We start from the raw sequence: 19490 nt of genomic DNA on the forward strand, positions 1-19490 counted from the left end.
AAATGAAATTTTCCAAACTGATCCGATGCATTGCCGCCTTTGGCCTGATCGCAGTGATGGGTCAGGGTGCTGCGGCGCAGAACTTGTATGCACCGGTTGCGCAGGTCAACGATTCTGTGGTGACGGAATTTGAGGTCCAGCAGCGGCAGCGGTTCCTGCAATTGCTGAATGCGCCCGGTTCTGATCGTAAAAGCGTGGTTGACGGGCTGATCGATGACCGGTTGCGCAGCGCACTGATGCGCCAGGCGGGCGGCGAGCTTTCCCCCGAAGAGGTCCGACAGGGCCAGACCGACTTTGCCGCAAGGGCAAACCTGACCGCAGAAGAATTCATCACCGCTCTGGGCCAGTCTGGTGTGGACGAGGAAACCTTTCGCGATTTTGTGACCATATCAGTGCTGTGGCGTGATTATGTCCGCGCCCGCTATGGCAACACCGTGACCATTTCGGACGCCGAAATTGACCGCGCCCTTGGGGCGGACGGGTCAGGCTCCGGCATTCGCGTTCTGTTGTCCGAGATAATCATTCCCGCCCCTCCCCAAAACGCCGCGCGGGTTGCGGCATTGGCGGATCAGATTTCCCAAACCCAGTCCGAGGCAGAGTTCTCAAGCTATGCGCGCCGCTATTCCGCAACAGCATCGCGCGGCAACGGCGGCCGGATGCCCTGGACACCGCTTGAAAAGCTGCCGCCTTCCTTGCACCCGATCATTCTGGCTTTGGCCCCGGGTGAAGTGACCGCCCCGCTGCCAATTCCGAACGCTATCGCGCTCTTCCAGCTGCGCGGGATTGAGGAAACCGGAACCCCCTCACGCGCCTATTCCGAGATTGACTATGCAGCCTATTACATTCCCGGTGGCCGGTCAGAGGCTGGATTGGCGCAAGCGGCCAAAGTGCGCGCCAAGGTTGATGTCTGTGATGATCTTTATGGCATCGCCAAGGGACAGCCCGCCGAAGTGCTTGACCGTGGGGCCAAAAAGCCCGGCGAAATTCCGCAAGATGTCGCCATTGAACTGGCCAAGCTTGATCCCGGTGAATCCTCCATTGCGCTGACCCGCGCGGATGGCCAGACGCTGGTGTTCCTGATGCTGTGCAACCGCACCGCCGAAGCCAACGCTGAGGTTGACCGCGACAGCGTGATCGCATCCATCCGCCAGCGCAAATTGCAGGGCTACGCCGATCAATTGCTCGAACAGCTGCGTGCGGATGCCCAAATTTCGATAAATGAGTAACGGCACCGGCCCGGTCGTCATTTCCTGCGGCGAACCTGCGGGGATCGGACCGGAGGTTGCCGCGCAAGCTTGGTCGGCCATCGGCGCTGAAATCCCGATGCTCTGGCTTGGCGATCCGCGTCATCTGCCGCGCGACATACCGCACCGTATCATCCAATCCGCAGATCAGGCGATGACGATCTGCGCCGATGCCTTGCCCGTTCTGGCCTTTGATTTTGGCAGTGACGCGGTCCAAGGACACCCGCAACCGGGTCATGCGCAAGGGGTGATTGACATGATTGCAAAAGGCGTTGCGATGGTGCGTGACGGTCAGGCCGCAGCGCTGTGCACAGCGCCCATTCACAAAAAGGCGCTGAAAGACGGGGCCGGTTTCGCCTACCCCGGCCATACCGAATATCTGGCGGCCCTTGGCGGGGTGGATGATGTGGTGATGATGCTCGCCTCTGACCAATTGCGTGTGGTCCCGGCAACCATCCACATCGCCTTGGAACAGGTCCCGCATCAACTGACCCCAAAGGGGTTGCGCCGCACGATCGAGATCACCCATGCCAGCCTGAAGGGCCATTTCGGCATTGCGTCTCCACGCATCGCCGTTGCGGGTCTGAACCCGCATGCGGGTGAAGGCGGCACAATGGGCACGCAGGAACGTGACTGGATGACACCCTTGCTGGCTGAAATGCGGTCAGAAGGGTTTGATCTGACCGGTCCCCTGCCGGCCGACACGATGTTTCACGCCACCGCGCGCGCGCGCTATGACGTGGCCATCGCCATGTACCACGATCAGGCGCTGATCCCGATCAAGACACTTGATTTCGACAAAGGTGTGAATGTGACCCTCGGCTTGCCGTTCATCCGCACCTCGCCCGACCATGGCACCGCCTTTGATATTGCCGGAAAGGGCATCGCCAACCCAACCAGCATGATTGAGGCTGTTAAACTGGCGCACCACATGGCCAAGCGCAGCCGATGATGTTTCATTGTTCCAAAAATACACATATCCCGGCCCCGCCCCCCGGCGCGAGGTGCGCAAGATGAGCGCCATCGACACCCTGCCGCCCCTGCGCGACGTGATCGCCAGCCACGGCCTCTCCGCGCGCAAATCACTGGGGCAGAACTTCCTGCTGGATCTGAACCTGACGGCCAAGATTGCCCGGCAGGCCGGTGACCTGAGCGCCTGTGATGTGCTTGAAATCGGTCCCGGCCCCGGCGGGCTGACCCGTGGATTGCTGTCTGAGGGGGCGCGCCATGTGCTGTCGATTGAAAAAGACGCACGCTGCCTGCCGGCTTTGGCCGAGATCGCAGCGGCCTATCCCGGCAGGCTGACGGTCATCGAAGGGGACGCCCTTGAAATTGATCCCCTCGCCCATCTGACACCGCCGATCCGGGTTGCAGCGAACCTGCCATACAATGTCGGCACTGAACTCCTGGTGCGTTGGCTGACCCCGCCGACTTGGCCGCCGTTCTGGCAAAGCCTGACGTTGATGTTTCAGCGCGAGGTCGCAGAGCGGATCGTCGCCGCCCCCGGCTCCAAGGCCTATGGTCGTCTGGCCATACTCGCGCAATGGCGCAGCGATGCCCGCATTGTCATGCAATTGCCGCCCGGTGCCTTCACGCCGCCGCCAAAGGTATCCTCAAGCGTGGTGCATCTCACCGCCCTGCCCGCTCCGCGCTTTCCCGCTGATCCCGCCACGCTCAGCCGGATTGTCGCCACCGCTTTTAATCAGCGCCGCAAAATGCTGCGTGCAGCCCTCAAAGGGGCGGCACCAGACATCGAAGACCATCTGCGCGCCGCTGGCATCAAACCCACCGACCGCGCCGAGCAGATCCCGCTTGAAGGCTTCTGTGCGCTGGCCCGCGAAATCGAAAAGGCTGCCAAAGCATGATCAGATTACTCGCCCTGCTCTTTTCACTTGCAGTGCTGAGCGCCTGTGCCGCCGGACACGGGGAAAACGGACCGCCACGCGGATCAGAGGCTCAGATCGCCCAACTGGCCCAAAGCCTGCGCGCACTTGACCCGCAGGTGGACCCCAGCGAGGCCGCCCGCGCGGCGCGAATCTCCTATGAATATTCCCACACCCTTGCGATTGCCTATCAAATCACCGATGCGCCGCTGGTACACAACGCCAAGGTCAACCGCGGTGAAAAACCACGCGGCCTGTGCCGCCACTGGGCCGAAGATATGGAGGCACGCCTGAACCAAGAGGGCTTTAAAACGCTTGAGGTTCACCGCGCCATCGCCAACGCCAACAAACGCTTCCTGATCGAACACAGCAGCGCCGTGATTTCGGCGCGCGGCGATTCGATGGAACAAGGCATCGTGGTAGACCCCTGGCGCATGGGTGGCGTGCTGTTTTGGTCGCGCGTTCCCGAGGACCCCAAATACCCGTGGCGGCGTCGATTTGACGTGCAGCGCGAAAAAGGGCTGGTGCGCTATGCGCTGCCGGGGGAAATGCAAGGCTAAACGCACCGCTGCACTGCACCTGCCTTGGGCGATTTGACGCAGGCTTCATCTGGGGAAACTGGCTTTTGTGCCGAAACATCCGGACGTTCCCCACTGGCCTGATCAGCGTATTGAAATGACGGCTTGAGGTGTTTGGCATGACGGGAAGGCTACCCGCTCATAATTTGATCAAATTCCAGATGAGACGTAATGATGGCACCGCAACCGATTGAAACAAACGATCCAATCCTCTTACTGCGCATGGCCACAGCAGAGGATGCGGGCTTGTTGGTAGACTTCATGAAAACTTGGTGCCTACCAGGAAATGGCTGATGAGATCACTGCAACCACAGCAGAGATAGAAAGATTGCTCCGCGAAAACCTTGGCGAAGCGGTGATCGGCTACTACTCCGGCAAACCTGCCGGGTTTGTATATTCTTGCAAAAAATCATCCGCTTTCACGGGCCGCTCTGGGCTCTTTATAGATGGTTTTCTAATAGACGATGATGTGCGGCACAAAGGTCTGGGTAAGATCATGATGGCCTATATGTGCAAGTACGCAATTGAGAGGAACTGCCAAATGCTTGAGTGGGGTGCCTCGACTGGAACGCGCCGACAATCCAGTTTTACAGGCAATTATAGCGTTTTCGAACTAACTTGAGACATCTTGCATCACCTAACGCGTTGAAATCTTTGATTTCAGTCAGCGTTAGTTGATTCAGTTTTTTCGAAAACTGCTTTAGGAGCCTACAGCATCGACAACATGCGGATTTACAGATTTGGTCCGGATCAGCTGCATGCGAATGCTGCAACTTTCAAGGGATAGGAAATCTCGAGACGCTTCCGAAGCGGGGGGGGGGGCGGACGGCATGCAAGCAGGCTTGAGAAAAATAGCCAATTCATCAGACCGGCAACAATTCTTACACGATCAAAAGGACCGCTCCCTCCAAGAAAAAGGCCCCGCATCCCGCGAGGCCCTTGTCTAAATCATTCTGCCGCTTCGGGCTGATCGCCGCCGCCATCGCCGCCGTTGCCATCTGCTTTTGGCTGGTCGGGTTTGCGGCGCGGGGCACGCTTTGGCTTGGGTTTGCTTTCAGGCGTCTCAACCAGACCATTGTCGGGTTCTGCCGCTTCGCCTTGCGTCACAAAATCAGGCAGCTGTGACACGGTTTCAGGTTTGCGCCGTGATCTCGGCTTGGGCTTGGGCTGTTGCTGTGGCTGGTCACCGCTGCGATCGGCATCGCGACGCGAACCGCCCTCGTTTTGTTGATTGTCATTCTGCTGCGCGTGCGGCTGTTGGCCCTCGCCCTGATGCTGCGGGGCGTTGTCTTGCTGATTGGCATCCTGAGGGTTGCCTTCGCGCTCCTGGCGGTCCTGGCGTTCCTGGCGCTCGCGGTCGCGCTCAATCTGGCGTTCGCGGTTCTGGCGCTCCTGCTCTTCCCGCTTTGCATCTATTTCACGCTGTGCCTCAGCCAGCAGCCGCAGGTAATGCTCTGCGTGTTGCTGGAAATTCTCCATCGCAACGCGGTCATTGCTAAGCTGGGCGTCACGGGCCAATTGATTGTATTTCTCAATCACCTGGCTTGGCGTGCCACGCACTTTGCCTTCCGGGCCTGAGCTGTCGAATACCCGATTGACGACATTGCCGCCTTGATTGTTCTGCGAACGGTTGCGGTTGCTCTTCGACCGGCCCCGAGATCTGGTTGATTTCATGTAAACTTTTCAGCCTTCAATGCTGTTATTCGTAAAACCCGGGTGGCGTAGCAGCACCAATGAATATCCCGGATGTGCGAGTTGTTGGGCATAATGCCGCGCGGGACCGCCCGTAAGCATCCACCGCTGCAACATCTTTGAATAAGCATGCCAAATCGCCCACGGCAAGTGTAAAGTGTAATATTAATCCGATGATAGGTTGTTTTTCGCCGTTTTAGGCGGGTCTGTCGGCACAAACGACACGCGCGCGGCCATCAAGATCATGTGCAAGCGTAACCCGCCCCCATCCTGCGGCGCTGAAGATATCGCTGACCTCGCTGCCCTGTTGCCAGCCGATTTCCACCATCACACGCCCCTTTGCCGTCAGATACCCATGCGCCTGCTCGGCAATTATGCGGTAGGCCGACAAGCCATCAGCGCCATCCGTCAGCGCAATGGCAGGCTCATGCAAGGCAAGTTCAGGCGCAATATCGGCCATTTCACCCAGCCCCAGATACGGCGGGTTCGACACGATCAGATCAAAGCGCCCTTCGACGGCCTCAAACCAATCGGACTGACCGATCTCTGCGCGGTCCTGAACCCCATGCGCCACCGCGTTTGCGCTGGCCTGAAGGCATGCAGCCTCCGACACGTCCACGCCAAGGCCGCGCGCGTCCTGCTGCTCGGCCAGCAGCGTCACCAGAATGCACCCCGATCCGGTGCCAAGGTCCAGAACCCGCTCAAACGGTTCCATCAACGCCAATTCAATCAACGTCTCCGTCTCAGGGCGCGGGTCCAGCACATCGCGGCTGATTTTGAAATCACGTCCATAAAATGCACGACTGCCGATCAGATGCGACACCGGGACCCGCACCACCCTGAGCGCGATCAGATGCTCGAACCGTTCGGCAATTTCGGGCGCGATTTCTTCAGGCGCTATCAGGGTCACGCGGGCGGCATCAACCGATGCCGCATGGGCCAGCAATATTCGCGCATCCCGCGCCGGGTCTGGCACCCCAGCCGCACGGAGCCGCGATGCGGCCGCCGCCATCGCCTGGGCTGCAGTCGGCGCGCTCATCCGTTCATCTCGGCCAGCATCCGTGCCTGGGCATCGGCGGTCAGCGCATCGACAATCTCGTCCAGATCGCCCTGCATCACCGCATCCAATCGATAAAGCGTCAGGTTGATCCGGTGGTCCGTCATCCGCCCTTGCGGGAAATTATAGGTTCTGATCCGCTCTGACCGATCACCCGATCCCACCTGTGCCGCCCGGTCCGCCGAACGTTCGCTGTCCATCCGGGACCGCTCCAGATCATAGAGCCGCGCCTTGAGCACCTGCATGGCTTTTTCACGGTTGCGGTGCTGGGATTTCTCCGATGATGTGACCACAATGCCGGTCGGCAAATGGGTGATGCGCACAGCCGAATCAGTTGTGTTTACGTGCTGGCCGCCTGCCCCGGAGGACCGCATCGTATCAATGCGCAGATCGTTCTGGTTGATCTCGATGTCGACGTCTTCGGCCTCCGGCAGCACCGCCACAGTGGCCGCAGAGGTATGGATGCGCCCACCGCTCTCTGTCGTCGGAACCCGCTGCACCCGGTGCACGCCGCTTTCAAACTTCAACCGTGCAAACACGTTTTGCCCGGTAATATGCGCCACCACTTCCTTGACACCGCCAAGTTCGGTCATCTGTTCTTCGATCAACTCGAAGCCCCAACCGCGCGCTTCGGCATATCGTTGATACATCCGCAACAAATCAGCAGCAAAAAGCGCGGCCTCGTCGCCACCCGTACCCGGTCTGATCTCAAGCATTGCGGGCTTGGCATCCGCCGCATCGCGCGGCAAAAGCGCCAGTTGCAACGCCGCCTCTGCACGTGGCAGCGCCGCCCTGAGCGTCGGCATTTCTTCTTGCGCCAATTCCGCCATTTCAGGGTCCGCCAGCATCGCCTTGGCCTCAGCCATGTCGCTCAGCAATTGCTTATAGGCATCAATCTGTTCAACCACCGGGCGCAGATCGGCATATTCCTTGGCCAAAGCCGCAAAATCCGCCCCGTCCGAGCCAGCCGCCATAGACGCTTCCAAATACTGAAAACGCTGCGAAATTTGTTCAAGGCGGTCCATCGGGATCATATTGTCGTGTCGCTGATGAAACGGCTTTGGTCAAGAGCCTCCGCTGTGCTATATAAGGCACATGATACGCTACGCCATGATCCTCTCGCTCCTGCCTTTCAGCGCTTTGGCCGATGTCGCGGCACCGGGCGGCAAGACCAATGATTGCTATTGCACCGACCGCAACCACAACCGCGTTGAGCTGGGCGAAACGATCTGTCTGCAGGTCGATGGGCGCATGTTCATGGCGCAATGCCAGATGTCGCTGAATGTGCCGATGTGGCGCGAAGTGCAACAAGGGTGTCTGAGCAGCCAACTGTCTCCGCAAATATCGAAAATACCTGAGGCCGGTTAAACCTATTTCAGGTCTGCGCGGTCTGCCCAATACTTCATACGCGCTTCATTCACCCCAAAATCCGCCTTCCCAAACCGAAGCCGTCCGAAAAGCTGCAGCGTGGACTTGCCGGTGCCTGGCAGCGGCGTCAGCGTTACGGTGGAAAAATCGGGAAATCCGATTACCTTTGAGCGGGTCATATAGGTGATCTTCCCCGCGTCAGGGCTGCCCGCAATCACCTGCGTGTGCGGCGTGGCCAGTGCCACCGCATGCAGTCGAGCCAGGGCGTCGCGCCCATCACCCTCCTGCACATACTGACCGACAAAACGCCCCACGCCGGGATATTCACCCGGCCCCATCACCGGCAATTGCGGATTATGCCATTTGTCGACATCCACAGGGGCAAGACGGACATAGGCCAAAACCCCCGCAATCAAGATCAGCACGATCCATCCAACCATGCGCAGCCGCCCCCGCTTCTTTTCGCCAAAAATACTCAATCCCGCCCGCTCAACGATACGCAACGCCGGGCAGGACACACAACATCTCATAGAGGATATTCGCTCCGGTCAGCGCGGTATTGCCAGAGGTGTCATAGGGGGGCGATACCTCAACCAGATCGCCGCCAACAATGTTCAACCCTTTCAGCGCGCGGATCAGCTCCAGCGCCTGCGGCGTGGTCAGCCCGCCAATTTCCGGTGTGCCGGTCCCGGGCGCATAAGCCGGATCAAGGCTATCGATGTCATAGGTTACATAGACAGGCACATCGCCAATATCGCGCCTGATCTCAGCGCCTAGGGACGCAAGCGACCGTCCCCATAATTCGTGGGCCGGAAATTGCTGAAATCCCCAACCGGCGGCCTCACTGAAATCTTCCGCCGAATATCCAGTGCCGCGCAACCCGATTTGATATGTTTTCTTAGGGTTTATCAGCCCTTCTTCATGCGCGCGGCGAAACACCGTGCCATGGGTTTCGCGTTCACCAAACATATCCTCATTCACGTCTGCATGGGCATCGACATGGACCAATGCCAGGGGGCCATGACGCTTCGCCATCGCGCGCAAAATCGGCAGAGTGATGGAATGGTCGCCGCCAATCGCCAATGGCATCGCGTCATACTTGAGGATCGCATCATAACTTTCTGAAATAATGCGCAAACTATCGCTCAGTGAAAACGTATTGATCGCCAGATCACCAATGTCCGCCACCTGCAAACTGTCAAAGGGTGCCGCCCCGGTCGCCAGATTATAGGGCCGCAGCATCGCGCTTTCGCTGCGCACCTGTTTGGGCCCAAACCGGGTGCCAGACCGCCACGAGGTGCCGATATCCATCGGAATGCCCAGCACCGCCACATCAAGGCCCTTCAGGTCATTGACCGACGGCAGGCGCATAAATGTGTTCGGCCCGGAAAACCGGGCCAGATCATTGCCGCTGATCGGTTGGTTCTTGGTACTCATGTGGTCCTCATCCGATGTCCCAAAAGGCACAAAATCTCGGTCGCAATATGCGCGCCCGCAATGGCCGTGGCCCCCGTGGTGTCAAAGGGCGGCGACACTTCGACAACATCACCGCCCATGATGTTGATCCCCGCCAGATCACGCAGCATGATGGCGCATTGTGCCGACGTCAGACCACCCCAGACCGGCGTCCCGGTGCCGGGGGCAAAGGCCGGGTCGAGCGCATCAATATCAAAGGTCAGATAGGTTGGGGTATCTCCCAGAACCTCTTTGATCCGCGCAACCGTGGCCACCGGCCCTTTTTCATGCACCTCGCGGGCGTCAATGACGGTAACCCCCAATGTGTCCTCATTGGTGGTCCTGATCCCCACCTGCACGGATGTTTTCGGGTTCACGATCCCCGACTTGACCGCTTTGTAAAACATCGTGCCATGGTCAATCCGGTCCATGTCATCATCGGGCCAGGTGTCGGAATGGGCATCAAATTGCAGCAGGCTGATCGGCCCATATTTCTCTGCATAGGCCTTGAGTACCGGAAAGGTGATATAGTGATCGCCGCCCAAGACCACGCTGGCCGCTCCTGCATCCAATATCCCCTTGATATGCGCCTTGAGCGCACCAGGAAACTGGCTGACATGGCCATAATCAAACGCCAGATCGCCATAATCCGCTATGGCAAATTCGCTGAGCACATCAAAATCCCAGCCATAGGGCGGATCAAAAGGTTGCAACGTGCTGGCCTCACGGATCGCGCGGGGGCCAAGCCGGGTGCCGGTGCGGTTGGTCACGGCCTGATCGAACGGAATACCCGTCACCGCGATGTCCACACCGCGCAGGTCCTTGGTATAGCGCCGCCGCAAAAACGACGTGGCCCCACCAAAGGCATTCTCGAAACTCGGCCCCTTGAGGTCCTCACGGGTAAACGCCTGATCTACTTGGGTTTTTGCATCCTCTAATGCCATTATTTCCCTCCCAACGGCTGGGCCTGTTCCACAATCTGCGCAAAGAACGAGGCACCAACCGGGGCCACCTCATCGTTGAAGTTATACTCGGGATGATGCAGTCCCGGCCCCTCACCCTGACCCAGAAAAAGGTAAGCACCGGGGCGTTTTTCCAGCATGTAACTGAAATCTTCGGCGCCCATTTCGCGGCTGTATTCCGCGATCACATGATCCGCGCCCGCCACGTCCTGTGCCACCTGCGTTGCAAATCTGGCCTTTTCGGCATCGTTTACAGTCGCAGGGTATCCAATCTCATAGATCAACTCTGCGTCAACGCCGTAACTTGCGGCCTGTCCCGCAGCGATCTCTTTCAGCCGCCGCATCACCATGTCCTGCACGTCCTTGTCAAAAGTCCGCACGGTGCCGTTGATATAGGCGGTATCGGGGATCACATTGTCAGCAGACCCGGTATGGATTTGCGTGACGGACACAACCAGTTCCTTCGTGGCCAAATGATTGCGGCTGACAATCGACTGGACGGCCTGTGCAATGCCGCAGGCCGCAATCACCGGATCACAGGTCTCATGCGGCATCGCGCCATGTCCGCCCTTGCCCTTGATGTGAATGTGAAAGGTATCAACCGCCGCCATGATGGCCCCGGTTGTGGTATAAAACCCGCCCTGTTCAAACCCCGGCGCATTGTGCAGCGCATAGACCTCGGCGATGTCGAACCGGTCCATCATGCCCTCGTTGACCATCACCTCGGCCCCGCCGCCGGTTTCCTCTGCCGGTTGAAAGATCAGCGCAACGCGGCCCGCAAAATTGCGGGTCTCGGCCAGATACTTTGCCGCACCAAGCAGCATGGTCGTATGCCCATCATGCCCGCAGGCGTGCATTTTGCCTGGGTGGGTGCTGGCATAATCCACCCCCGTCGCCTCGATAATCGGCAGACCGTCCATATCGGCGCGCAACCCGATGGTCGGCCCGTCACCCTGGCCATTGATGATTGCCACAATCCCCGTCGTCGCCAACCCTTCGTGCAGTTCATCCACGCCAAATTCGCGCAGCCGTTCTGCCACAAAGGCTGCTGTCTTGTGACATTCCATGCCCAGTTCAGGGATGGTGTGCAGATATTGCCGCCATTCTTTCATCACAGGCGCAAAGGCGGCAATACGGTTCACCACTGGCATGGGCTGGACTCCTTGAGTGCATTCTTGTTGAGGTATCTGACACCAGACAGGACCCAGCCGCAATGCCAGATACACCAAACAATGACGCCCTGATCCACGATACGAGTGCCGGCATTGAGCGCCTGTTGGAAATCATGCGCCGCCTGCGCGATCCCGCGTCGGGATGTCCGTGGGATATCGAACAGGATTTTGACAGCATCGCCCCCTACACCATTGAAGAGGCTTACGAAGTCGCCGACGCCATCGCACGCCGTGATTGGCCGGAACTTGAGGGCGAATTGGGCGACCTGCTGCTGCAATCGGTCTATCACACGGCCATGGGCGAAGAGGCCGGGCATTTCAGCTTTCAATCCGTGGTCCGCAACATCTCGGACAAGATGGTCGCGCGGCATCCACATGTTTTTGGCACCGAGAGCCGGGATAAATCTGCTGAACAACAGACCGCCGATTGGGAAGCGATCAAGGCGCAAGAACGCGCTGGCAAAGCACAAGGCGGCGCATTGGAAGGTGTGGCTATTGGCCTGCCTGCCCTGCTGCGCGCGCTCAAGCTGCAAAAACGCGCGGCAAGGGTTGGCTTTGATTGGCCCTCAACCACGCAGGTCATTGCCAAGATCACCGAAGAGGCAACCGAACTGGTCGAGGCCCGCGAATCGCTAAGCCCCGCAGAGGTCGAAGAGGAGTTTGGCGATCTGATGTTTGTCATGGCCAATCTGGGTCGTCATCTGGGCCTTGATCCAGAGGCAGCTTTGCGTGCGGCCAATGCCAAGTTTACCAGACGCTTTGAGGCGGTCGAGGCGCGCCTGGCGGCCCTTGGCAAGACACCTGCAGAAAGCGATCTGGCCGAAATGGACGCGCTTTGGGATGCGGTTAAGGCGGACGAGCGCGCAGGCAAAACAACGCCGACGTAATACCGACACGATACCGACGCGGTGCCGACGCCCTTTTACTCAGCCGGTACTTGCCCTATCTCTACGCCGAAAAAGGACGCCTTATGCCCGCACGCAAGATCATTATCGACACCGACCCCGGCCAGGATGACGCAGTGGCGATCCTGCTGGCGCTTGCCTGCCCGGATGAGCTGGAGGTGCTGGGTCTGACATGTGTCGCGGGCAATGTGCCGCTGGAACTGACCGCAAAAAACGCACGCATTGTCTGCGAATTGGCCGGGCGCACAGATATGAAAGTGTTCGCAGGCTGTGACCGGCCCTTGGGACGCGATCTGGTCACGGCGGAACATGTGCACGGCAAAACCGGCCTTGATGGCCCAAACCTGCCCGATCCGACCATGCCTTTGGCAGACGGTCATGCCGTCGATTTCATCATTGACCAACTGCGCGAATATGCCCCCGGTACCATCACATTGTGTCCGCTCGGCCCGCTCACCAACATCGCAACAGCCCTGCAAAAAGCCCCTGACATTGCCAAACGGGTGGCCAAGATCGTATTGATGGGCGGCGGCTATTTCGAGGGGGGCAACATCACCCCCACGGCTGAATTTAACATTTACGTCGATCCGCAGGCCGCTGATATTGTTTTTAAATCTGGCATTCCGATCGTGGTGATGCCACTGGATGTCACGCACAAGGCCTTAGTCACGAAACCACGCAATGATGCGTTTCGCGCGCTGAACACACCTGTTGGCACTGCCGTGGCCCAGATGACCGATTTCTTTGAACGTTTTGACAAGGAAAAATATGGATCAGCCGGTGCGCCGCTTCATGACCCCTGCGTCACCGCCTATCTGTTGAAGCCTGACCTCTTTTCCGGCCGCCACATCAACGTCGAGATTGAAACCCAATCGGAACTCACCATGGGCATGACCGTCGCCGACTGGTGGGGCGTCACCGACCGCGCGCCCAACGCCACGTTCATGGGCGACATTGATGCGGATGGCTTTTTTGCCCTGCTGACGGAACGGCTGGCCCGTTTATGAGCGCCGCCCTGACCCTCGCCAAACCCGAACATCTGAACAGTTTGACGGCACTTGTTGCTGCGTTTCATGCCGAAGAAAACATCACGATGTCAGATGAGGCGCTGACGGCGGGCATCTCGCCCCTGCTGGATGGCATTCCGCACGGGGCGGCCTATCTGATCGGACCGCCGCGCGCACCCATCGGCTATGTCGTGATCACGTTCGGCTGGTCGGTGGAATTTGGCGGTCTCGATGCCATCATTGACGAACTTTACATCCGCCCCGGCGTGCGCGGGCGCGGCATTGCGTCAGAGGCATTGATTGCCCTGCCCCGCGCCCTGGCAGGCGGCGGATTGCGGGCCATTCATCTGGAGGTGGACCGCGACAATGCAGCAGCGGTCAAGCTTTACCGCCGCGCCGGATTTCGCGAGCGTGATCGCTATATGTTCATGTCAAAGACCCTTTGAATGCTGATCCCTTTCGACAACAGCTATGCTACTTTGCCAGACGGGTTTTTCACCCGGCTGAACCCAACACCGGTGAAAACGCCACAGGTTTTGGCCTTTAACGACGGGTTGGCGCAGGTGCTGGGCATTGAGGTGGGCGATCTGGCCGAGGTGGCGCAGGTGTTTTCTGGCAATCAAATCGCTGACGGCGCGGCCCCCTTGGCGCAGCTTTATGCGGGCCATCAATTCGGCAACTTCAATCCGCAATTGGGCGACGGCCGCGCCATTCTGTTGGGCGAAGTGATCGATAAAAGCGGCACCCGCCGCGATATCCAGCTGAAAGGGTCTGGCCCTACCCCCTATTCGCGCAGTGGCGATGGCCGCGCCTGGGTTGGCCCTGTGTTGCGCGAATACGTGGTCAGCGAAGCGATGCATGCACTTGGCATCCCCACCACCCGCGCGCTGGCCGCCATCAGCACAGGCGAGCCGATTTTCCGCGAACAGGGCGCGCTGCCCGGTGCGATATTGACCCGCGTGGCGCAAAGCCACCTGCGGGTCGGTACGTTTCAGGTCTTTGCCCATCGCGGCCAGACCGAAAACCTCAAAACCCTCACTCATTACGCGATAAAGCGCCATTACCCGGATTCAAAAGATGCGATGGACCTGCTGCGCGCCGTTTGTGCGGCCCAGGCTGAACTGGTCGCTTCATGGATGTCCGTGGGGTTTATTCACGGCGTGATGAACACCGATAACTGCAGCATTGCGGGCGAAACCATCGACTATGGCCCCTGCGCTTTTATGGATGCATTTCACAGTGGCCGGGTGTTCAGCTCTATCGATCAGCAGGGCCGCTATGCCTTTGGCAATCAACCCAATATCGTGATCTGGAACATGGCGCAGCTTGCCACCAGCCTGCTGCAACAGATGGATGACAAAGACGCAGCAGTCGCGCAGGCAACCGAGATTGTGCACGCCATGCCTGCACAGGTTGAGGCCGCCTGGCTGCGCCGTTTTGCACCCAAGATCGGCATTTCAGACCCGCAGCCAGATGATGTTGCGCTGATCGAAAACCTGCTCAACCTGATGCAGACAGACGGCGCTGATTTCACCAATGCCTTCCGCGCCTTGGCCACGGCCACGGCGCAAGATCAGTTCACCAACCGCGACGCGTTTCAGGGCTGGACCGAAATCTGGCAACAGCGCATCGCCAAAGAACCGGACCCGACGGGTTTGATGAATGCCACAAACCCTGCGGTCATCCCGCGCAATCATCGCATGGAACAGATGATCGAAGCCGCGGTTGCGGGCGACATGGCCCCGTTTGAGCGGTTGATGAAGGCGCTATCGACACCCTTCAGCGATACCGATACCGATCTGCACCGCCCACCGACACAAAGCGAAATTGTGCCCGCGACATTCTGCGGCACCTGAGATCAGGCCGTAGGTTTGGGCCTGCGGTTGATCAGGTAAATGCCGCTGGCCACCAGCACCAGCGCGCCCCAAACCGACGGCGCTACATCCTCTGACAACAACAACCAGCCCAAAAGCACGGAAAACACCGGGGATAAAAAGCTGAACGAGGCGACCGAGGACGCTGGATAGATCGACATCAGCCAAAACCACACCAAAAAGCCAAGGCTTGCCACCGCGATGATTTGAAACAACATTCCTGCCAGATGGATCGGTTGCAGATCACGGATCAGGGGGCCAAGAAGCGGTGCAAACAGCAACATGATCGGGGCCGACACAGCCACCTGAAACATCAATTGCTGCGCGGGCGGCACCCGGGACAGCGGGGTGATCCGCACACACAGAACAATCCCGGCCCAGCAAAACGCCGATGTCAGCGCCAGCAAATCTCCGGTCCAACTCACCTCACCACCGCTTCGATTGCTCAGCGCCAGCGCAACGCCCGCCATGGCCAGCAACAGCCCCACCCCTTTGAGACGGGTCAGGCTTTCGCCCGGCAACAGATAATGCGCGATCAGGGCCAGCCACACCGGCATGGAATAAAAAATCACCGAGGCCCGGCTGACGGTGGTGATATCAAGCGCTACAAACAAACAGGTAAATTCAAGCGCAAAAAGCAGCCCGGCAACCAGTCCCGCCGTCCAGGCGTCGCGCGGCACATGCAAGCTGACCCCGCGCAACCGCATCCAGATTAGCAAGACCACAACAGCCCCCGCCGACCGCAAGCCGGCAGCAAATACCGGGTTGAACCCACCCGCAGTGACCTTGATGACGACCTGATTAAAAGCGAGATTGAAGGCAAAGGCGATCAGCGCAGCAGCGCCAAAAAGATCAATGTGTGCTTTGCGCTCCATCCCCCCAAAAGCAGTTCCAGGGGGTGCGATGTCAATGCGCAATTGCTTGCCGCTGAGGCCGGTTCACGTTTTTTCCCCTCAACCGCGCATAAAAACATGCCACAGTAAGGCAATGTGATTCATTTCCGGGGGAAAACAATGAGTTTGATGAAAACACTGGCCAAAGTGGCCATCGGTGTCGCCGTGGCCAAAGGCGCGAACGCCATGATCAAAAAGGGCGGCGGTGGCAGCACCAGCCGCGCGGGTCAATCCGGCGGTTTGGGCGGCCTGCTGGGCGGTCTGATGAATCAGGCGGGCGGCAATCCTGGCGGGTCACGCCCGCATGGTGGCGCGCACAGTCCCGGTGCCGGCGGTGGTCTTGAGGACATGTTGGGCGGCCTGCTGGGCGGTGCCGGCGGATCAACTCAACGCGGTGCCGGGGGTGGCATGCCCGGCGGGCTTGGCGGCCTATTGGAACAATTGGGCGGCGGGTCCAAAGGCGGCGCAGGCGGCCTTGGCGGATTGCTGGGCGGCCTTGCAAGTGCCGCCGGTGCCGGAGGCCTTTTGGCGGGCACCGATGAAACCCTGCGTCGCCGTCCCCAACGCGAAAGCGGCAGCTTTGGTGAAGTGCTCAATTCACAGTTTGACGCAACACCCGAGCCCGCAATCGAACCCTCGCAAGATCAGGAAGCCGCGGCCGCGCTGATGCTGGCCGCAATGATTCAGGCCGCAAAATCTGATGGCACTTTTGATGCCGCAGAGCGGGACAAACTGCTGGGCAGGCTTGGCGATGTCGATCCTGAGGAAGCCGCGTTTGTGAACGCCCAGATGAAAGCGCCCGTTGACGTCGATGCATTGGCCAAACAGACACCCAAGGGCATGGGACCGCAGATTTACGCGATGTCGCTGCTGGGCATTGATCTCGATACCCAGGACGAGGCGAAGTATCTGCATAAGCTGGCCAAGGCATATGGGATGAAACCCGCAGAGGTGAATGACGTTCACGCGCAAATGGGCGTCCCATCTCTTTACACCTGACCACAGCGACCACCGATAAATAAAAAAGGCGGCGTTCTAATGTGGACCGCCGCCTTTTTTCTTAATCTTGTGGCGCGGCCCTGTGCAGCCGGAAAATCACCCAGATCAGGACGATGGCCAGCACCAACGGTGGCATCCAGATCATCGCAAGCTCGCCCTTGAACCAATCTGACATGGTCACGGTACGGCATGCGGCCCCGGTCGGGTTCATGCACATGCCGGACAAGAGTGCGGCAAATATCGGCGGCACAGAAACCAGCAGCGCCACCGCGACATAAAGCAGACCAAGGGCAAATTTGCGCATCGGTTACGCGGCCTTTTGCCCACCGGGCTTGCCACCACCACCGCCACCCCGACGGCGGTTACGCCCCCCGTTCGGCTTGCCAGCAGCGCCACCGCCGCCGCCGCCATTCGGACGACCGCCGCCGCCGCCCGGACGACCACCGCGCCCGCGACCACGGCCCGTGGGCTTGTCGGGGATTTCCATCGCCTCCCACGCGCGGCCAGAGGCCACGGGGATCGCAGTGCCCATTGTCTTTTGGATCGCTTTCAATTCGCCCATTTCATCGGGCGCACAAAATGCAATTGCTGCCCCATCCTTGCCCGCCCGCGCAGTGCGGCCAATGCGGTGGACGTAATTATCAGGCACATTCGGCAGGTCGTAGTTATAAACGTGTTTCACATCCGGGATATCGAGCCCCCTTGCCGCCACATCCGTGGCCACCAGAATCGTCACATTCCCGGATTTGAACCCGGCAATCGCGCGGTCCCGCTGACCCTGGCTTTTGTTGCCGTGGATAGACGCCGCATCAAAGCCCGCCTTGACCAGCGTTTTCATCAGTTTTTCACAGCCGTGTTTGGTACGGCCAAACACCAGCGCCCGTTCGCCGCGGTGCTTGCCCAACAGCTCCTTAAGCAGTTCGGTCTTTTCCGCCTTGGCGATAAAGTGCACCTCTTGCGTCACCTTGTCCGCCGCCTTGCCCGGAGGCGAGACTTCAATGCGGATCGGGCTATTCAGATAGGTGTTGGCAATCTCGTTCATCAACTTGGGCATTGTCGCCGAGAACAGCATGGTCTGGCGGTTCTTGGGGATGACAGACGCGATCTTGCGCAGGTCATGGATGAAACCCATGTCGAGCATCTGATCGGCCTCGTCGAGAACCAGAAATGTCGCTTCGTCCAGACGCACGGCGCGGCGGTCCATCAGGTCCAGCAATCGGCCCGGTGTTGCGACCAAAAGGTCAACACCGCCGCCCAACCGCTTGATCTGCGTATTGATCGACTGTCCACCAACGACCATCGCAACCTGCAGGGATGATCCCTTGGCATAGTCGCGCAGGTTCACGGAAATCTGGGTGGCCAGTTCGCGGGTTGGGGCCAGAACCAATCCACGCACACAGCGCGGGTTCGGGCGGCCTTCCATGGCCATCATCTGGGCCACCAGAGGCACACCAAAGGCGGCCGTCTTACCGGTACCGGTTTGGGCCAGACCCATCACATCTCGGCCATTCATACCGTGCGGGATCGCCTGTTTCTGGATCGGTGTCGGGTCTTTGAGACCCATATCATGCAGCCGTTGCACCAGTTTTCTGGGCAGGCCCATCATGTCAAAATCGCTCATATTCATTCTTTCTGGACGCACACAAAAAGCGACGCCCTGTCGGTGCGCAGCACCCCGCCCTCAAAGGGGTCGGATGTGCCACGTGGGTCACGCAAAACAGATCGCAGGCAACGGCCAAATGCCGGAAACCTGTCTGATCGCGTTTTGGCCCCACGCGTGATTTTGGGAACATCGGCGCGCCTTAAAACCCGGAAAATACGTGGATCATTGATCCAGAACCGGCACTGCTCACGCGGCAGAAGGCATCGCTTGACCCCCACATGGCCCTCTCGCCGCGATAAGTCAACCTTTGCGGCAAAAGCATGTGGCAGCGCGGCGCAAATGCCGCTACACCATGGGCCGATTACCCCAAAGGCCCAACGCCATGTCAAAACCCATCATCAAACGCTGCGAGGCCATGGGCCTGCGCATGACCGGTCAACGCCGGATCATCGCACAGGTCATCGAGGATGCCGATGATCACCCCGACGTAGAAGAGCTGTTCACCCGCGCCTCGGCTCTGGATGCGGCGATTTCGATTGCGACGGTCTATCGCACGGTAAAGCTGTTTGAAGAGGCGGGCATCCTCGACAAGCTTGAGTTTGGCGACGGCCGGGCGCGCTATGAAGACGCAGAGCGCGATCACCACGATCATCTGATCGACATGCATTCGGGCGAAGTGATCGAATTTGTCGACGCCGATATTGAGGCGTTGCAGGAGCGTATCGCGCAAAAACTGGGCTATGAGCTGCGCGGTCATCGGCTTGAGCTCTACGGCGTGCCGATCAGGAAGTGAGCCAC

At 59.1% G+C, this 19490-nt stretch carries 22 protein-coding genes; 12 read left to right on the forward strand and 10 right to left on the reverse strand.

The features are described 5' to 3' along the window. Positions 1-2 precede the first annotated feature (2 nt). From C1J02_RS12470 to C1J02_RS12490, 5 genes are all read left to right on the forward strand, one after another. Positions 3-1226 carry a peptidylprolyl isomerase gene (locus C1J02_RS12470; RefSeq protein ID WP_114880540.1) on the forward strand — a complete coding sequence of 408 codons (1224 nt, stop codon included), beginning with the start codon at positions 3-5 and terminating at the stop codon, positions 1224-1226. Continuing rightward, positions 1219-2196, forward strand: coding sequence for a 4-hydroxythreonine-4-phosphate dehydrogenase PdxA (gene pdxA, locus C1J02_RS12475; protein ID WP_114878874.1), 978 nt, complete (start codon positions 1219-1221; stop codon positions 2194-2196). Before C1J02_RS12470 ends, pdxA begins: the two co-directional genes overlap by 8 nt. 61 nt (positions 2197-2257) lie before the next feature. Further along, the gene (gene rsmA / locus C1J02_RS12480; RefSeq protein ID WP_114878875.1) at positions 2258-3109 is read left to right on the forward strand and encodes a 16S rRNA (adenine(1518)-N(6)/adenine(1519)-N(6))-dimethyltransferase RsmA; all 852 of its coding nucleotides are present in this window, start codon (positions 2258-2260) and stop codon (positions 3107-3109) included. Then, a complete protein-coding gene (locus tag C1J02_RS12485) occupies positions 3106-3687 on the forward strand; it encodes a hypothetical protein (RefSeq protein ID WP_114878876.1) in 582 nt (193 codons plus the stop codon). Before rsmA ends, C1J02_RS12485 begins: the two co-directional genes overlap by 4 nt. 304 nt (positions 3688-3991) lie before the next feature. Beyond that, the gene (locus C1J02_RS12490) at positions 3992-4327 is read left to right on the forward strand and encodes a GNAT family N-acetyltransferase (RefSeq protein ID WP_205389803.1); all 336 of its coding nucleotides are present in this window, start codon (positions 3992-3994) and stop codon (positions 4325-4327) included. A gap of 326 nt (positions 4328-4653) precedes the next feature. Here the strand turns inward: C1J02_RS12490 and C1J02_RS12500 are convergent, their stop codons facing one another. The 3 genes from C1J02_RS12500 to prfA form a co-directional block, all read right to left on the reverse strand. Next, positions 4654-5379 carry a DUF4167 domain-containing protein gene (locus tag C1J02_RS12500; protein ID WP_114878878.1) on the reverse strand — a complete coding sequence of 242 codons (726 nt, stop codon included), beginning with the start codon at positions 5377-5379 and terminating at the stop codon, positions 4654-4656. A 214-nt stretch (positions 5380-5593) separates the two neighbouring features. After that, the gene (prmC, locus tag C1J02_RS12505) at positions 5594-6436 is read right to left on the reverse strand and encodes a peptide chain release factor N(5)-glutamine methyltransferase (protein WP_114878879.1); all 843 of its coding nucleotides are present in this window, start codon (positions 6434-6436) and stop codon (positions 5594-5596) included. Continuing rightward, complete coding sequence (gene prfA, locus C1J02_RS12510; RefSeq protein ID WP_114878880.1) at positions 6433-7488, reverse strand: peptide chain release factor 1; 1056 nt, start codon at positions 7486-7488, stop codon at positions 6433-6435. Before prfA ends, prmC begins: the two co-directional genes overlap by 4 nt. A gap of 61 nt (positions 7489-7549) precedes the next feature. Here prfA and C1J02_RS12515 point away from each other — a divergent pair, with 61 nt between their 5' ends. Further along, positions 7550-7822 carry a hypothetical protein gene (locus C1J02_RS12515; protein ID WP_114878881.1) on the forward strand — a complete coding sequence of 91 codons (273 nt, stop codon included), beginning with the start codon at positions 7550-7552 and terminating at the stop codon, positions 7820-7822. Between the two features lie 2 nt (positions 7823-7824). Here the strand turns inward: C1J02_RS12515 and C1J02_RS12520 are convergent, their stop codons facing one another. The 4 genes from C1J02_RS12520 to C1J02_RS12535 are packed head-to-tail and all read right to left on the reverse strand — an operon-like array spanning position 7825 to position 11390. After that, positions 7825-8262, reverse strand: a complete 438-nt coding sequence (locus tag C1J02_RS12520) for a DUF1499 domain-containing protein (RefSeq protein ID WP_114880541.1) — start codon at positions 8260-8262, stop codon at positions 7825-7827. Between the two features lie 49 nt (positions 8263-8311). Beyond that, positions 8312-9259, reverse strand: a complete 948-nt coding sequence (gene speB / locus C1J02_RS12525) for an agmatinase (RefSeq protein ID WP_114878882.1) — start codon at positions 9257-9259, stop codon at positions 8312-8314. Then, positions 9256-10221: an agmatinase gene (speB, locus tag C1J02_RS12530; RefSeq protein WP_114878883.1), complete on the reverse strand. Its 966-nt coding sequence runs from the start codon at positions 10219-10221 to the stop codon at positions 9256-9258. Before speB (C1J02_RS12530) ends, speB (C1J02_RS12525) begins: the two co-directional genes overlap by 4 nt. Continuing rightward, positions 10221-11390 carry a M20 aminoacylase family protein gene (locus C1J02_RS12535; protein WP_114878884.1) on the reverse strand — a complete coding sequence of 390 codons (1170 nt, stop codon included), beginning with the start codon at positions 11388-11390 and terminating at the stop codon, positions 10221-10223. The genes speB (C1J02_RS12530) and C1J02_RS12535 overlap by 1 nt, the downstream gene beginning before the upstream one ends. 62 nt (positions 11391-11452) lie before the next feature. On the opposite strand from C1J02_RS12535, the gene mazG reads away from it, so the two are divergent. The 4 genes from mazG (at position 11453) to C1J02_RS12555 (ending at position 15179) form a co-directional block, all read left to right on the forward strand. Continuing rightward, complete coding sequence (gene mazG, locus C1J02_RS12540) at positions 11453-12298, forward strand: nucleoside triphosphate pyrophosphohydrolase (RefSeq protein WP_114878885.1); 846 nt, start codon at positions 11453-11455, stop codon at positions 12296-12298. 83 nt (positions 12299-12381) lie between these two features. Beyond that, positions 12382-13323 carry a nucleoside hydrolase gene (locus C1J02_RS12545; RefSeq protein ID WP_114878886.1) on the forward strand — a complete coding sequence of 314 codons (942 nt, stop codon included), beginning with the start codon at positions 12382-12384 and terminating at the stop codon, positions 13321-13323. Continuing rightward, positions 13320-13769 carry an N-acetyltransferase gene (locus C1J02_RS12550; protein ID WP_114878887.1) on the forward strand — a complete coding sequence of 150 codons (450 nt, stop codon included), beginning with the start codon at positions 13320-13322 and terminating at the stop codon, positions 13767-13769. Before C1J02_RS12545 ends, C1J02_RS12550 begins: the two co-directional genes overlap by 4 nt. Continuing rightward, complete coding sequence (locus tag C1J02_RS12555; RefSeq protein ID WP_114878888.1) at positions 13770-15179, forward strand: YdiU family protein; 1410 nt, start codon at positions 13770-13772, stop codon at positions 15177-15179. Positions 15180-15181: 2 nt separating this feature from the next. Here the strand turns inward: C1J02_RS12555 and C1J02_RS12560 are convergent, their stop codons facing one another. Continuing rightward, positions 15182-16072 carry a DMT family transporter gene (locus C1J02_RS12560; RefSeq protein ID WP_114878889.1) on the reverse strand — a complete coding sequence of 297 codons (891 nt, stop codon included), beginning with the start codon at positions 16070-16072 and terminating at the stop codon, positions 15182-15184. A gap of 138 nt (positions 16073-16210) precedes the next feature. On the opposite strand from C1J02_RS12560, the gene C1J02_RS12565 reads away from it, so the two are divergent. After that, positions 16211-17089, forward strand: coding sequence for a tellurite resistance TerB family protein (locus C1J02_RS12565; protein ID WP_114878890.1), 879 nt, complete (start codon positions 16211-16213; stop codon positions 17087-17089). Positions 17090-17150: 61 nt separating this feature from the next. Here C1J02_RS12565 and C1J02_RS12570 read toward each other — a convergent pair whose 3' ends face one another. Both C1J02_RS12570 and C1J02_RS12575 read right to left on the reverse strand, forming a co-directional pair. Next, positions 17151-17393 carry a hypothetical protein gene (locus tag C1J02_RS12570; protein ID WP_114878891.1) on the reverse strand — a complete coding sequence of 81 codons (243 nt, stop codon included), beginning with the start codon at positions 17391-17393 and terminating at the stop codon, positions 17151-17153. Positions 17394-17396: 3 nt separating this feature from the next. Further along, a complete protein-coding gene (locus C1J02_RS12575; RefSeq protein WP_114878892.1) occupies positions 17397-18710 on the reverse strand; it encodes a DEAD/DEAH box helicase in 1314 nt (437 codons plus the stop codon). A 364-nt stretch (positions 18711-19074) separates the two neighbouring features. Between C1J02_RS12575 and C1J02_RS12585 the strand changes: the two genes are divergently transcribed. Further along, positions 19075-19485, forward strand: coding sequence for a Fur family transcriptional regulator (locus tag C1J02_RS12585; RefSeq protein WP_114878894.1), 411 nt, complete (start codon positions 19075-19077; stop codon positions 19483-19485). The last annotated feature ends 5 nt before the right edge of the window (positions 19486-19490 follow it).

The sequence above is a fragment of the Sulfitobacter sp. SK011 genome (genome assembly GCF_003352065.1).
Classification (GTDB): Bacteria; Pseudomonadota; Alphaproteobacteria; order Rhodobacterales; family Rhodobacteraceae; genus Sulfitobacter.

What these genes read in the sequence shown, in the direction of transcription:
- C1J02_RS12565 (WP_114878890.1), top strand. Translation starts at nt 16,211, where the DNA reads ATGAGTTTGATGAAAACACTGGCCAAAGTGGCCATCGGTGTCGCCGTG.
- speB (WP_114878883.1), bottom strand. Translation starts at nt 10,221, where the DNA reads ATGGCATTAGAGGATGCAAAAACCCAAGTAGATCAGGCGTTTACCCGT.
- C1J02_RS12555 (WP_114878888.1), top strand. Translation starts at nt 13,770, where the DNA reads ATGCTGATCCCTTTCGACAACAGCTATGCTACTTTGCCAGACGGGTTT.
- C1J02_RS12520 (WP_114880541.1), bottom strand. Translation starts at nt 8,262, where the DNA reads ATGGTTGGATGGATCGTGCTGATCTTGATTGCGGGGGTTTTGGCCTAT.
- C1J02_RS12585 (WP_114878894.1), top strand. Translation starts at nt 19,075, where the DNA reads ATGTCAAAACCCATCATCAAACGCTGCGAGGCCATGGGCCTGCGCATG.
- C1J02_RS12500 (WP_114878878.1), bottom strand. Translation starts at nt 5,379, where the DNA reads ATGAAATCAACCAGATCTCGGGGCCGGTCGAAGAGCAACCGCAACCGT.
- C1J02_RS12535 (WP_114878884.1), bottom strand. Translation starts at nt 11,390, where the DNA reads ATGCCAGTGGTGAACCGTATTGCCGCCTTTGCGCCTGTGATGAAAGAA.
- rsmA (WP_114878875.1), top strand. Translation starts at nt 2,258, where the DNA reads ATGAGCGCCATCGACACCCTGCCGCCCCTGCGCGACGTGATCGCCAGC.
- C1J02_RS12550 (WP_114878887.1), top strand. Translation starts at nt 13,320, where the DNA reads ATGAGCGCCGCCCTGACCCTCGCCAAACCCGAACATCTGAACAGTTTG.
- C1J02_RS12515 (WP_114878881.1), top strand. Translation starts at nt 7,550, where the DNA reads ATGATACGCTACGCCATGATCCTCTCGCTCCTGCCTTTCAGCGCTTTG.
- mazG (WP_114878885.1), top strand. Translation starts at nt 11,453, where the DNA reads ATGCCAGATACACCAAACAATGACGCCCTGATCCACGATACGAGTGCC.
- prfA (WP_114878880.1), bottom strand. Translation starts at nt 7,488, where the DNA reads ATGATCCCGATGGACCGCCTTGAACAAATTTCGCAGCGTTTTCAGTAT.
- C1J02_RS12575 (WP_114878892.1), bottom strand. Translation starts at nt 18,710, where the DNA reads ATGAGCGATTTTGACATGATGGGCCTGCCCAGAAAACTGGTGCAACGG.
- C1J02_RS12470 (WP_114880540.1), top strand. Translation starts at nt 3, where the DNA reads ATGAAATTTTCCAAACTGATCCGATGCATTGCCGCCTTTGGCCTGATC.
- C1J02_RS12570 (WP_114878891.1), bottom strand. Translation starts at nt 17,393, where the DNA reads ATGCGCAAATTTGCCCTTGGTCTGCTTTATGTCGCGGTGGCGCTGCTG.
- C1J02_RS12485 (WP_114878876.1), top strand. Translation starts at nt 3,106, where the DNA reads ATGATCAGATTACTCGCCCTGCTCTTTTCACTTGCAGTGCTGAGCGCC.
- prmC (WP_114878879.1), bottom strand. Translation starts at nt 6,436, where the DNA reads ATGAGCGCGCCGACTGCAGCCCAGGCGATGGCGGCGGCCGCATCGCGG.
- C1J02_RS12545 (WP_114878886.1), top strand. Translation starts at nt 12,382, where the DNA reads ATGCCCGCACGCAAGATCATTATCGACACCGACCCCGGCCAGGATGAC.
- speB (WP_114878882.1), bottom strand. Translation starts at nt 9,259, where the DNA reads ATGAGTACCAAGAACCAACCGATCAGCGGCAATGATCTGGCCCGGTTT.
- C1J02_RS12560 (WP_114878889.1), bottom strand. Translation starts at nt 16,072, where the DNA reads ATGGAGCGCAAAGCACACATTGATCTTTTTGGCGCTGCTGCGCTGATC.
- pdxA (WP_114878874.1), top strand. Translation starts at nt 1,219, where the DNA reads ATGAGTAACGGCACCGGCCCGGTCGTCATTTCCTGCGGCGAACCTGCG.
- C1J02_RS12490 (WP_205389803.1), top strand. Translation starts at nt 3,992, where the DNA reads ATGGCTGATGAGATCACTGCAACCACAGCAGAGATAGAAAGATTGCTC.